The sequence below is a fragment of the Pseudomonas sp. GM78 genome (assembly GCF_000282475.1).
Taxonomy (GTDB): domain Bacteria; phylum Pseudomonadota; class Gammaproteobacteria; order Pseudomonadales; family Pseudomonadaceae; genus Aquipseudomonas.
Window position 1 is genome coordinate 21,376 of the sequence record NZ_AKJF01000103.1, and the last position, 12,833, is coordinate 34,208.

11 protein-coding genes and 2 tRNA genes are annotated in these 12,833 nt (G+C 59.5%); 4 read left to right on the forward strand and 9 right to left on the reverse strand.

Annotated elements, in window-relative coordinates:
- Window positions 1-185: 185 nt before the first annotated feature.
- A tRNA-Met gene (locus PMI35_RS14005) sits at window positions 186-262 on the reverse strand.
- Window positions 263-493: 231 nt separating this feature from the next.
- Window positions 494-570 (reverse strand) — tRNA-Met (locus tag PMI35_RS14000).
- Window positions 571-867: 297 nt separating this feature from the next.
- Between PMI35_RS14000 and dinB the strand changes: the two genes are divergently transcribed.
- Window positions 868-1,929, forward strand: coding sequence for a DNA polymerase IV (dinB, locus tag PMI35_RS13995; RefSeq protein WP_008060683.1), 1,062 nt, complete (start codon window positions 868-870; stop codon window positions 1,927-1,929).
- Between the two features lie 97 nt (window positions 1,930-2,026).
- Here the strand turns inward: dinB and PMI35_RS13990 are convergent, their stop codons facing one another.
- The 4 genes from PMI35_RS13990 to PMI35_RS13975 form a co-directional block, all read right to left on the reverse strand.
- The gene (locus PMI35_RS13990) at window positions 2,027-2,980 is read right to left on the reverse strand and encodes a hypothetical protein (RefSeq protein WP_008060685.1); all 954 of its coding nucleotides are present in this window, start codon (window positions 2,978-2,980) and stop codon (window positions 2,027-2,029) included.
- Window positions 2,981-2,997: 17 nt separating this feature from the next.
- Window positions 2,998-4,713, reverse strand: a complete 1,716-nt coding sequence (locus tag PMI35_RS13985) for a proline--tRNA ligase (RefSeq protein ID WP_008060687.1) — start codon at window positions 4,711-4,713, stop codon at window positions 2,998-3,000.
- 142 nt (window positions 4,714-4,855) lie between these two features.
- Complete coding sequence (locus tag PMI35_RS13980; protein ID WP_008060689.1) at window positions 4,856-6,415, reverse strand: AmpG family muropeptide MFS transporter; 1,560 nt, start codon at window positions 6,413-6,415, stop codon at window positions 4,856-4,858.
- Between the two features lie 44 nt (window positions 6,416-6,459).
- Window positions 6,460-6,813, reverse strand: a complete 354-nt coding sequence (locus tag PMI35_RS13975) for an MGMT family protein (protein ID WP_008060691.1) — start codon at window positions 6,811-6,813, stop codon at window positions 6,460-6,462.
- A gap of 163 nt (window positions 6,814-6,976) precedes the next feature.
- Between PMI35_RS13975 and PMI35_RS13970 the strand changes: the two genes are divergently transcribed.
- Window positions 6,977-7,984: a DUF481 domain-containing protein gene (locus PMI35_RS13970; protein ID WP_008060693.1), complete on the forward strand. Its 1,008-nt coding sequence runs from the start codon at window positions 6,977-6,979 to the stop codon at window positions 7,982-7,984.
- A gap of 113 nt (window positions 7,985-8,097) precedes the next feature.
- Here the strand turns inward: PMI35_RS13970 and PMI35_RS13965 are convergent, their stop codons facing one another.
- Window positions 8,098-8,307: a cold-shock protein gene (locus tag PMI35_RS13965; RefSeq protein WP_002554837.1), complete on the reverse strand. Its 210-nt coding sequence runs from the start codon at window positions 8,305-8,307 to the stop codon at window positions 8,098-8,100.
- Between the two features lie 353 nt (window positions 8,308-8,660).
- Between PMI35_RS13965 and dcd the strand changes: the two genes are divergently transcribed.
- Complete coding sequence (dcd, locus tag PMI35_RS13960) at window positions 8,661-9,227, forward strand: dCTP deaminase (protein ID WP_008060695.1); 567 nt, start codon at window positions 8,661-8,663, stop codon at window positions 9,225-9,227.
- 107 nt (window positions 9,228-9,334) lie between these two features.
- Window positions 9,335-9,544: a hypothetical protein gene (locus PMI35_RS13955; protein ID WP_008060697.1), complete on the forward strand. Its 210-nt coding sequence runs from the start codon at window positions 9,335-9,337 to the stop codon at window positions 9,542-9,544.
- Window positions 9,545-9,656: 112 nt separating this feature from the next.
- Here the strand turns inward: PMI35_RS13955 and pdeM are convergent, their stop codons facing one another.
- Both pdeM and PMI35_RS13945 read right to left on the reverse strand, forming a co-directional pair.
- Complete coding sequence (pdeM, locus tag PMI35_RS13950) at window positions 9,657-10,310, reverse strand: ligase-associated DNA damage response endonuclease PdeM (protein ID WP_008060699.1); 654 nt, start codon at window positions 10,308-10,310, stop codon at window positions 9,657-9,659.
- On the reverse strand, window positions 10,310-12,796 hold the full coding sequence (locus PMI35_RS13945; RefSeq protein ID WP_008060701.1) for a ligase-associated DNA damage response DEXH box helicase: 2,487 nt from the start codon (window positions 12,794-12,796) through the stop codon (window positions 10,310-10,312). The genes pdeM and PMI35_RS13945 overlap by 1 nt, the downstream gene beginning before the upstream one ends.
- Between the last annotated feature and the right edge of the window lie 37 nt (window positions 12,797-12,833).

Below are 12,833 nucleotides of genomic sequence, written 5' to 3' on the forward strand. Positions count from 1 at the left end.
GCACCGAGTCCCGGTGACAGTTCGTCTTCAGTCGTAGAGCGTGCGATGTGCGATTGAGCATAGTCGGAACTCAGCGCATCGGTGAGCCCGGAAGGTTCACCGCACAGTGACAGATCATTGTTGCGAAAGGACTTTTTCTACAGATACAAAAAAGGCCACTCTTTCGAGTAGCCTTTTTTGATGTTTGGTTGCGGGAGCCGGATTTGAACCGACGACCTTCGGGTTATGAGCCCGACGAGCTACCAGACTGCTCCATCCCGCGTCTGTGTGGCGGCATTCTATAGAGAATCGCTGGGGTGTCAACCGTTAATCCAGAACTTGGTCAAATAAGTGCGAAAAAGATTAAAGCAGTCGGAGGAGGGGAGCTAAGTTTCGGAATCAGAACGATTTCTCTTGGTGTCGTGGTGCGGGTCGCCTTGAGGAGGTGGGGGGCGGACGACAAAACTGACACGCACAAAAAAGGCCACTCTTTCGAGTAGCCTTTTTTGATGTTTGGTTGCGGGAGCCGGATTTGAACCGACGACCTTCGGGTTATGAGCCCGACGAGCTACCAGACTGCTCCATCCCGCGTCTGTGTTGGCAATTCTATAGAAATGCGCGGGGGTGTCAACCTGCAATTTTGACAAAACCTGTTCCGGTTCAATCGCTTAGCTGCAAATTGCATGTCTAGGATGGGCTGAGAGGCAGGCGTGGCAAGGGTTGAGGCTCTATTGGAGCCAACTTCTTGATTGAGAAAATAAATTTCTCGGGGCGTTCCTACGTGTGAAAAAGAACCCTCAAGGTACTGGTGCTATATACAGTTGTCAGTGAGATACTGTTTTCCTACACCGCGTGACGCTATTTCTACTCCATGAACACCGCGTTGAAATGACCCAGCGAAAAATCATCCACGTCGATTGTGATTGTTTCTACGCCGCCATCGAGATGCGTGACGACCCGCGCCTGGCTGGAAAACCCCTGGCGGTCGGCGGGTCGGCGGACCGGCGCGGGGTGATTGCCACCTGCAATTATGAAGCCCGGGCCTATGGCGTGCGCTCGGCCATGTCCTCGGGGCATGCATTGAAGCTGTGCCCGGACCTGACGATCGTCAAACCGCGAATGGACGCCTATAGAGAAGCGTCCAGGGAAATTCACACGATCTTTCGCGACTACACCGAGATCATCGAGCCGCTTTCCCTGGATGAGGCTTACCTCGATGTGTCGGACAGTGCGCATTTTGGCGGCAGTGCCACGCGAATTGCCCAGGACATTCGTCGGCGCGTCTCCAATCAATTGCACATCACCGTCTCTGCCGGGGTGGCGCCCAACAAGTTTCTGGCCAAGATCGCCAGCGACTGGAAAAAGCCCAACGGGTTATTTGTCATCACCCCGGATCAGGTCGAGGCGTTTGTCAGTGGGTTGCCGGTGAGCAAGCTGCATGGGGTCGGTAAAGTCACCGCCGAAAGGCTGGGCAAGCTCGGCATCACTGACTGCTCGCAGCTGCGTGAGTGGGACAAGTTGGCGCTGGTGCGCGAATTCGGCAGCTTTGGCGAGCGACTCTGGAGCCTGGCCCGTGGGATCGATGACCGCCTGGTGCATAACGACAGCCGTCGCCAGTCCATCAGTGTCGAAAACACCTACGACGTCGACTTGCCGGACCTGCGCAGTTGCCTGGACAAGTTGCCGGAACTGCTGGAAACCCTCGCCTCGCGCATGGCGCGAATCGACAGCAGCTATCGGCCGGGCAAACCCTTCGTCAAAGTGAAGTTCCATGATTTCACCCAGACCACGCTGGAGCAGGCGGGGGCGGGGCGGGACCTGGGCAGTTATCAGTTGTTGCTGACGCAGGCGTTCAACCGTGGCGGTAAGCCGGTGCGGTTGTTGGGCGTGGGGGTGAGGCTGGAGGATTTGCGGGGCGGGTTTGAGCAGATGGAGTTGTTTGAGCGATAAACCTTAAAGTCAAAAGATCGCAGCCTGCGGCAGCTCCTACAGGGGGAGTGCGATCCTCTGTAGGAGCTGCCGCAGGCTGGGATCTTTATAAAAGGCCTTAATTCGGTCCCGGATCCGCCACCAGTCGCCCGGCATCCTTGGTCAGGGACTTGAGGAATTCGGTCTGCAGCTCCGGATCGTTGCGAGTCAGTTCGATCAGGCTCTGTTCCAGTTCCGTGGCTTCTTCTTCCAGGCCCAGTTCCGACAGGCGCTTGACCCGGTGAACCCACTGGCTCACTTCGTCGTCTTCAAGGTCGTCGTAAATCAAGCCGTGGGCTTCGAGCAACTTGCCGCGCAAGGTGCTGCTCAGCGCGAGCGACGAATCGCTGTGCACATCGTCCTTGGCGTCCTGGACGTTGATCTGCAACTTGCTCAGGTGATTGAGGTCATGTTCGGCGAACGGGCTGTCCAACAGGTTCAGGCGCAACACGCCGTTCTTGTCGGTGCTCAGCTCGAAGGTTTCCTTGCCGGCCTTGACTTCGACCGGGCGCTCGCTCCAGGGCAGGCTCGAGTACTCCGTGCGTTTGTCGAGCTGCACTTCGTCGATGCCGGCCAGGTTCTGCTGGGCGCGTCCATGGGACTGCACGTTCATGAACGGGTTGAGCCCGGCGAAGCCGTAGCTGAACCAGTCCCTGGTCATGCTATCCGGCAGATTACCCAGGGCAAACACGTTGGCCACGTTGGCGCCGACCCCGGCCACCACCGCGACCGCGCCCAGCGGGATCTCATAGACCTCCCGCCAGGGTTGGTACGGCGTGTAGCGATCGTAATGGCGGGTGACCTCGAACTCGGTGACTTCGAAAGTCTTCTGCTCGTGGATTTTCACCCGGCGCTGAGGGAGCTCAAGCACCTTGGGCTCACCCACATCGATCTGCAGGCTGTGATCAAGCAATTTGCGCTCGACACGTTCCTCGTGCTCGCTGCGTTGTGACATGTGGTTGGCACAGCCGCTGACCAGCAGGGTGCCGCACAGGGCGGCACCACCGAGGCCTAAGGTGTTTCGCTTGAACATGACGTCTCTATCTGGTTTCAGCGGCGGATACGGGCCTGAAGGAAAGGCAGCACGTCGGCGACCGGCAGCGCTTGCGGCTCGGCCTCGGTACGGCTCTTGTATTCCAGGTTGCCTTCGGCAAGGCCACGGTCACTGACCACGATCCGGTGAGGAATGCCGATCAGCTCCATGTCCGCGAACTTGATGCCCGGGCTGGTTTTCTTGTCGCGGTCGTCCAGCAGCACTTCGAAGCCGGCGGCAGTCAGTTCTGCGTACAGCTTGTCGGTGGCTTCGCGAACCAGTTCGGTCTCGTAGCGCAGTGGCACCAGGGCAACCTGGAAAGGTGCCAGGGTGTCGCTCCAGATGATGCCTTTTTCGTCGTTGTTCTGCTCGATGGCTGCCGCGACCACGCGGGAAACGCCGATGCCGTAGCAGCCCATTTCCAGGGTGACCGGCTTGCCGTTCTCGCCCAGCACTTCGCACTTCATCGCCTTGCTGTACTTGTTGCCCAGCTGGAAGATGTGCCCGACTTCGATGCCGCGCTTGATTTCCAGGGTGCCCTTGCCGTCCGGGCTTGGGTCGCCGCTGACCACGTTACGCAGGTCGGCAACGGTCGGAACCTGCAGGTCGCGTTCCCAGTTCACGCCGAAGTAGTGCTTGTCGTCGATGTTGGCACCGATGCCGAAGTCGCTCATCAGCTCCACGGAACGGTCGATGATGATTGGCAGTGGCAGGTTCAGCGGGCCCAGGGAGCCGGCGCCGGCGCCAATGGCGTCACGCAGTTCGGCATCGTTGGCCATGACCAGCGGGCTGGCAACGCCAGGCTGGTTGGCGGCTTTGATTTCGTTCAGCTCGTGGTCGCCACGGATGATCAGGGCGATCAGCTTGCCTTCTTCTTCGGCGTGCACGATCAGGGTCTTGATGGTCTTTTCAATCGGCAGATTGAATTTTTCCACCAGTGCAGCGATGGTTTTAGTGTCTGGCGTGTCGACCAGGCGCAGCTCTTCGCTTGGCGCTGGACGCGAGGTTTCCCGCGGTACGGCTTCGGCTTTCTCGATGTTCGCCGCGTAGTCGGAACCGTTGCTGAAGACGATATCGTCTTCGCCGGACTCGGCCAGTACGTGGAACTCGTGGGAACCGGCGCCGCCGATGGAGCCGTTGTCGGCTTCAACCGGGCGGAACTTCAGGCCCAGGCGGGTGAACACGTTGCAGTACGCCTGGTGCATACGATCGTACGTGACCTGCAGCGATGGCTGGTCAGCGTGGAACGAATAGGCGTCCTTCATGATGAATTCGCGGCCGCGCATCAAGCCGAAGCGTGGGCGGATCTCGTCACGGAATTTGGTCTGGATCTGATACAGGTTGATCGGCAGCTGTTTGTAGCTGCTCAACTCGTTGCGCATCAGGTCGGTGATGACTTCTTCGTGGGTGGGGCCTGCGCAGAAATCGCGACCGTGGCGATCCTTGAAGCGCAGCAATTCAGGGCCGTACTCTTCCCAGCGCCCGGATTCCTGCCACAACTCAGCCGGTTGAGTGCTCGGCATCAACACTTCGAGCGAGCCGGCGGCGTTCATTTCTTCGCGAACGACGGCTTCGACCTTGCGCATCACTCGCAAGCCCATCGGCAGCCAGGTGTACAGGCCTGAGGCGAGTTTGCGGATCATACCGGCGCGCAGCATCAGCTGATGGCTGATCACGACCGCGTCGGAAGGCGTTTCTTTTTGTGTGGCAAGCAAAAATTGACTGGTGCGCATGGTTGGCCGTTATCGATTGCTGATGACGAGAAATGACGGAGCATTGTACGGGCGAGTTCCGCTGTCGTACAGGCGTGCGGTCGGTGCGGTGGCAGGAGGACGGAATTGAGCCCGTCCTCTGTAGGATTTCTGCGCGTGTTCCCTACGATTCTTCCACAACCTGGGTAGGAGCCGGCTCAGGTTTCGGTGTCGGACCTGCGCGACGGTTCTCCTGGAACCAGTGCAAGGCGATCAGCAGCAGCGTCGGAACACCCAGCAGGGCGGTGATCAGGAAGAAGTTGTGATAACCGAATTTCTCTACCATGACGCCCGAATAACCGCCGATCAGGCGCGGTAGCAGGAGCATGATCGAGCTGAGCAGGGCGTATTGGGTGGCGGAGAATTTGAGGTTGGTCAGGCTCGACAGGTAGGCGACGAATGCCGAAGTCGCCAGGCCTGAACTGAAGTTGTCCAGGGAGATGGTGAGGATCAGCATGTTGAGGTTGGCGCCCATGTCGGCGAGCAACAGGAACAATATATTGGTACCCGCCGACGCAGCGCCGCCGATGAACAGGATCGGCAGGATGCCAAAGCGCACGATCAGCAGGCCGCCCATGCCGGCGCCCACCAGGGTCATGATCAGGCCGAAGATCTTGCTGACGCTGGCGATCTGGTCCTTGGTGAAACCCTGGTCGATGTAGAAAACGTTGGCCATCACGCCCATCACCGTATCGGACATCCGATAGGTGGCGATCAGCCCCAGCAGCAGCAGCGCTTGCCAGCGATAACGCAGAATGAAGTCGTTGATCGGCGTCAGTACCGGTGCCAGGCCCCGGCGACCCATGGCCGACAGGCACAGGGCGGTGAGGGTGGTGTAGAGGATGGCGCGCAGGAACGCGCGGTCTTCGAGCAGCAGGTCGAGCAGGCTCTCGCCTTCGAACAGCACGCTGGCGAAGTCGGTGTTGTAGAGCTGGGTAAACATGGCCGGCACGGACACCAGCAGCACGATCAGGACGAACACCGAGGCCAGTTGATGCACGAAACTGTAGCGCCCGGCCTGCAGTTGAGTGCGCAGAGGCACCGAAGGCTCGCGCATGAACAGCGAGGTGAGCAGCGCCGGGACCATCAGGGCGCCGAACAGCAGGTAAGTGCCGGCCCATGCCGAATGTTTGTAGTTGAAACCGGTGGAGCCGAAGCCTTCGGCGAAGAACAGCGCGCCGGCCGTGGCCAGCAGTGCCGCGATGCGGTAGCCGGACATGTAGCTGGCGGCGAGCGCCGCCTGGCGACTGTCATCCGCGATCTCGAGGCGGTAGGCGTCCACTGCAATGTCTTGCGTCGCCGAGGCGAAGGCGACGACCACCGCGATGGCGATCAGCCAGGACAAATGTTTTTGCGGGTCACAAAAGCCCATCCCTACCAGGCCCAGAATGACCAGCGCTTGCGACAACACCAGCCAGGAACGTCGTCGGCCGAGTTTGCCCAGCAACGGCAGGCGCCATTGGTCGAGCAGGGGAGACCAGACCCATTTGAAGGCATATGCCAAGCCGATCAAGCTTGCATAGCCGATGGTTTCGCGCGCCACACCGGCTTCACGCAACCAGACCGAAAGCGTTGAAAACACCAGCATGTAGGGCAAGCCGGCGGCGAAACCCAGCAATAACAGTACGAGCGTCGAAGGGCTGGCATAGGCAGCAAGCGCGGCGCGCCAGGTTTTACGGGGCATGGGCTGGAGTCTGCCTCAAGAAATACGGAAACAAAGCGCGCACTCTAACCGCTGTCCTCTACCGGGCGCCACCCATGGCGCTGAATATCAACACGATTGTTCAGGACACTGATGCCTTCCATGCGTAATCGCGCTCGCTGTTCGTCCCCGGAGGGACTGCCTGCGGGCAGGCTCAGTCGTCCGCCGGCACCGAGCACACGGTGCCAAGGCAATTTGCTGTCGCCGGGCAGTTGGCTCAGTGTCCTGCCGACCCAGCGAGCGGCGCGTCCGAGGCCCGCAAGTTCAGCGAGTTGACCATAACTCACGACCTTGCCTTCGGGTACTTGCGCAAGTGTCAGGTAGAGCGCCGTGCGTCGGATTTGCGCGGCACTCTCGGTTTTTTCGCTCGGCTCGATCACGTTCGCAGTTCCTGAAGTCGTTCGCTCTACCGTCTGTAGAGTAAATGCTGGATTGCCAGTTGAGAAATGAACTCAATAGAAAAAGTTGGGTCAGTCGTTGCTAGGGTCTTATTCCTGAGGATAATGCCGACTTTTTTTCGCGAACCTGAGCCCGTTTTTGCTTATGTTGTCCAGAACCTTGCTGTGCCTCGCTGTCGTCAGTGCTTCCACTCCCTTGCTCGCGGATACCGTCTGGTTGAAGAACGGTGACAAGCTGAGCGGCAAGATCATCCTGTTCGACGGTGGCAAGCTGCTGGTCCAGACGGAGTACGCCGGCGCGGTGCCGATCGACTGGAAGCAGGTCAAGACCCTCGAAAGTGATCAGCAACTGCTGGTCAAGCAGGATGCCTACACCGGCGAGAAGGCCAAGTCGCTGCACGCCGCGGATGATGGCAAGGTGACCTTGGAAAACGGTGATGGGCCCAAGACGGTAGAGCTGGCGAGTGTCCAGCAAATCCTCAAGCCCAAGCCTGTAGTCGAGGATCTGGTGTGGAAAGGCAATATTGATGCGGCGCTGGATTATCAGCGGGCAGACAAGGACACCGACGATTACGACATCGACTTCAAGACCACGGCCCGCCATGGCCGGTGGAGGCATACCGCAGAAGGCGAGTACAACCGCGAATTCCAGGATGACGTGGTCACGACCGACAATTGGCGGGGAGAGTACTCCCTCGACCGTTTCCTGACGGAAAAATGGTTCTGGCAAGGTCGCCTGGTGTACAAGCGTGACAAGGTCGAAGATCTGTCCCGCCAGCGTACCGTCGGTACCGGCCCCGGTTATCAGTTCTGGGATGACGAACTGGGTGCGTTCTCGCTCGGGTCGCTAGTCAACCGCACGGACTATCAATTCGCTGACGGCAGTAAGGAAAACTTCTATTCGGTGGCCATGAAGTGGGATTACAACCGCTACCTGATTGGCAAGAAAGTCGAGTTCTTCACCAATGGCGAGGTGGGCAAACCACTGTCCGGCGTTGCTGAATATGCACTGGATGCCGAGATGGGGCTGCGTTACAAGGTGACAGACTGGGCGTCGCTGAACCTCAAGGCCGAGCGGGATATCATCGACGGGACTGACGATGCTGACCTGGACAAGACCCGATACACGGCCGGATTTGGCGTGACCTGGTAAGGCATAAAAAAATCGCGACCTGCGGGTCGCGATTTTTTTTGCCCGGCAAAAACACACGGGCACAAAAAAGCCCCGCTTTTGAGGGCGGGGCCTTTTACTAAAGCAAGTACAAGTTAGATAACTTGTACTTCTTCAGCTTGCATGCCTTTCTGACCGCGGGTAGCGATGAAAGAAACCTGTTGGCCTTCTTTCAGGCTTTTGAAGCCGTCGGATTGGATAGCTTTGAAGTGAACGAACAGGTCGTCACCGGATTGTGGAGTGATGAAGCCGAAGCCTTTTTCATCGTTGAACCACTTAACGGTACCGGTTTGGCGATTAGACATGGTGTAACTCCTTGAACAAAGATAACTGCGACTCAGGAAGAACCCTGGCCGAGACTGAGTGCAAAGAGCAGGAAAAATTCTTGTAGATGGTTGGATCGAAATTCAACATATCGTGTAGAGATTCTCAGTGACACAAGCAGCACAGTGGCGCCACCTTAACCCTTTTTCCGGAACGTGCCAATGCTTCTTGCGAAGGTTTCTCTGTTTTAAGGATCGACGGTGTGACGCTTCGTCGCCAGCGCAGGTAAATCCTGACTGTCCGGCGAGAATTGCAGCGCGGACTTTGAACCCGGCGGCGCGCCCGGTAAGATGCCGGACAGAATTTTTCGACCTCGCTATTCAGGACACCCGCCATGAGCATCAAATCGGACAAGTGGATTCGCCGCATGGCGCAGGAACACGGCATGATCGAGCCTTTCGTCGAGCGCCAGGTGCGCGGCAGCGACGAGAGCCGTGTGATCTCCTACGGCGTGTCCAGCTACGGCTACGATGTGCGTTGCACCAATCACTTCAAGGTGTTCACCAACATCAATTCGGCCATCGTCGATCCGAAAAACTTCGATGCCGGCAGCTTCGTCGACATCCACAGCGACGTGTGCATCATTCCGCCGAACTCCTTCGCCCTGGCCAGCACCGTCGAATACTTCCGCATCCCGCGTAACGTATTGACCATTTGCCTGGGTAAAAGCACCTACGCGCGCTGCGGCATCATCGTCAACGTCACGCCGCTCGAGCCTGAGTGGGAAGGCCACGTGACCCTGGAGTTCTCCAACACCACCAACCTTCCGGCGAAAATCTACGCCAACGAAGGCGTGGCGCAGATGCTGTTCCTCGAATCCGACGAAGAGTGCGAAGTCTCCTACAAGGACCGTGGCGGCAAGTATCAGGGCCAGCGTGGCGTCACCCTGCCACGCACCTGAGTCAGCCGTCCGACGAACCTTGGGAATTCCTGGGCGAGCGTACACTCTATGGAGTGTACTGTTCCGATTCGCGCAAGGCGGATCGGGCCATCGCCCAGGAGTGCTTTATGAAGATCGATCCCAGAATAAGTGCCGAACTGGCAAGGCTTGAGCCCAATCAGGTTGGCGTTTTGGCCTGGTCCTTGTTGGCACACCCGCCCGTCAGCATGGCAGGGGGCATCCCCGGCCAGCCTGATCCCGATACCCCTAACGAACAACCGACCGAGCCCGGTGAGCCAACCCTGCCCGACGAGCCGCCTCCTGCGCCGGTGGCCTGACATCTCCTTCCTGCTTCCTGTAGGAGCGAGCCTGCTCGCGATGGACGTCAACGATTACGCGGGAAGCCTGGCGCCCCCGTCGTTCTCGGGTTCATCGCGAGCATGCTCGCTCCTACAGGGGCCATATTTCGTTGTCACCAATGACAAACATCCGGCAGTTTTCGTTCCGTTGCACCGGATAGCCTCCAGTAAACGCGCCAAAGGCCGGTAGCAGGCTGACGTCCTCGCCCAGTCTGAAACAGGCCAGCCGCAGGCTTTGCCGACCCCGTCCGTTGAGCCGGTAGACCGGATGCACGTGACCGGCGAGCACATGTCGATCCGGGTGCGGTTGCGGTTCGTGCTGCAAAGCGAACGGCCCCAGCAGCAACGGCTCAGGCACCACGCGAATGTTCAACGAGGCCGGCGGATCCCCGGCACGCTTGTCGTGGTTGCCGCGAATCAGTGTCATGGGCAGCTCTGCATGGCGTGTTCGCCAGTCAACCAAGGCTTTGAGCGTAGCGGTGGCATGGGAGCCCGGTCCGTGAAGAAAGTCGCCGAGGAAAATCAGCTGTCGGCAGAGCAGGCTGGCCAGCAGTGCGTCGAGTACGGCGATGTTGTGGCCGGTGGTGCCTTGGGGGACGGGTTGGCCAAGGCTTCGGTAGGCGGCGGCCTTGCCGAAATGCACGTCGGCGATCAACAAAGCTTGCTGGGCAGGCCAGTAGAGGGCTTTTTCCGGCAGCAGCCAAAGTTCCTCGCCGGCCAGTCGCACGGGGTAGGGCGTACTCATCAGGCTTTCCCGGTCGTGGCGGTTTTTTCGAGATCGCTGACCATGCGCCTGATGCGGTCGGCGAGTTTTTCCGAACTCATGCTCTCTCGCATACGTTCCACCAGCAGTGGAAACCCGAGGGGTGTAGGGCGTTTGACGTGATGCAGGTCGAGATGCAGATGGCTGATGTGCGCCAACGTCTGTTCCAGGCGATGAATATCCAGTTCTTCGCGCAGGACTTCTTCGCCAGCCTGGACCAATAGCAAATTGCCCGCGTCGTACTGTTTGAACACTTCGAAAAACAACCCGCTGGAGGCCTGAACCTGGCGCGTGCTTTTCGGTGCACCGGGATAACCGGCGAACACCAGCCCGGCGATCCGGGCGATTTCCCTAAAGCGCCGCAAGGCCAGCTCTCCGGCATTCAGGCTGGCGAGTACGTCCCTGAGCAAATGCTCTGCACTCAACAACTCCGGGCTCAAGGCTTGCGCCCAGTTCACAGGGGTGGCGCTCAGCAGTTCCAGCCCGTAATCATTGACCGCAATGGAAAACGTCACGGCCTGCTGCTGGCTGACTCGCCACGCCAGCAAACTGCCCAGGCCCAGATGCACCTGACGGCCGGCGAAGGGATAAAGGAACAGATGCCAGCCCTCACGGGACTTCAACGCCTCGGCCAGCAACGATTGCGACGTCGGCAAGCCGGACCAGCGTTGCTGCAGCTCCAGCAGCGGGCGCAGTGCCTGCATTTCCGGGCCGCTGAACTCGCCGCGCGCCGCCGCACTGAAACGCGCGACCACCGCTTGCGCCAGCTCATTGGAAAGAGGCATCCGACCGCCATTCCACCGTGGCACCGCGGCTTTCTTCACGGTGCTGCGTTTGACATAGGCGGTCATGTTTTCCACGCGCACCAACTCCAGCAGGCGTCCGGCAAACAGAAATCCGTCGCCCGGCTTGAGTCGTGCGATGAAACCTTCTTCAACACTGCCCAGTTGTTTGCCTCCGCCGCCCTTGCTCCAGAACTTCAGCTGAATGCTCGCATCGCTGACAATCGTGCCGATGCTCATGCGGTGGCGTCGGGCCAATCGCGCATCGGGGACACGCCAGACTCCCTGATCATCGGGTTCGACCCGGCGGTAATCCGGATAGGCTGTCAGGGAAAGCCCGCCATGGCGTACGAAAGCCAGCGCCCAGGTCCAGTCCGCCTCGGTGAGATCACGATAGGCCCAGGCGGCGCGGACCTCATCAAACAACTGCTCGGGAACAAACCCACCGCCCAGCGCCATGCTGACCAGATGCTGAACCAGTACATCCAACGGTTTATGGGGTGAGGTTCGAGGTTCGATGCGCCGCTGCGCCACCGCGTCCTGTGCCGCTGCGGCCTCGATCAGCTCCAGGCTGTGAGTCGGCACCAGTGTTACCCGAGACATTCGCCCCGGCGCATGCCCTGAACGACCCGCACGCTGCATCAGCCGCGCCACGCCTTTGGCTGAGCCAATTTGCAGCACCCGTTCCACCGGCAGGAAGTCCACACCCAGATCCAGGCTGGACGTGCAGACCACCGCCTTGAGTTGGCCTTCCTTGAGGGCGCGCTCCACCCAGTCACGGGTTTCCCGGGACAACGAACTGTGATGCAGCGCGATCAGCCCGGCCCAGTCAGGCCTTGCTTCAAGCAAGGCCTGATACCAGATTTCCGATTGCGCCCGAGTATTGGTGAAGACCAGGCTGCTGTTACTGGCATCCAGTTGCGCGGCGACCTGCGGCAACATTTTCAGGCCGATATGACCGGCCCAGGGGAAGCGTTCGATCTCCGGTGGCAGCAAGGTATCGACCTGCAGTTTTTTATCGGCCCGGCCTTGAACGCTGATGCCGCCGCCCTGTGGGATCAATACCTGCTCGGCGTGGTCCTGATTACCCAGCGTCGCGGAAACGCCCCACACGATCAATTGCGGGTTCCAGCGGCGCAGGCGGGCAAGCGCAAGTTGCAGTTGCACACCGCGCTTGTTGCCGAGCAATTCGTGCCATTCGTCGACCACGACCATGCGCAAGGTCGAGAGTGCAGTTTGCGCGTCGGCCCGGGCGAGCATCAACGTCAGGCTTTCCGGGGTGGTAATCAGCGTGGTTGGCAGGCGTCGGCTCTGGCGCGCACGTTCGCTGCTGCTGGTATCGCCCGTGCGAAGGCCGACGCTCCACGGGATCTGCAGGTCGAGCAGCGGCCCTTGCAGCGCGCGGGCGGTGTCTGCAGCCAAGGCGCGCATCGGGGTTATCCACAATACGGTCAGGGGCTCGGCCACGGGCTTTCGTTTACGTGGTGTTTCAACCGCAGGTGAACAGCGTGCGAAGCGATTGAGCGCGCCGAACCAGACAGCGTAGGTTTTGCCGGCACCGGTGCTTGCATGGAGCAACCCGGACTGCCCGCGCTTGATGGCTACCCATACCTGTTTCTGAAACTCGAATGGCTTCCAGTCGCGAGCGGTAAACCAGCGTTTGGCGGAGTCGTTGTGGGTTCCCATTCGGGCCGCGTGCGCTCTGGATGGCTTCTTTCAATGA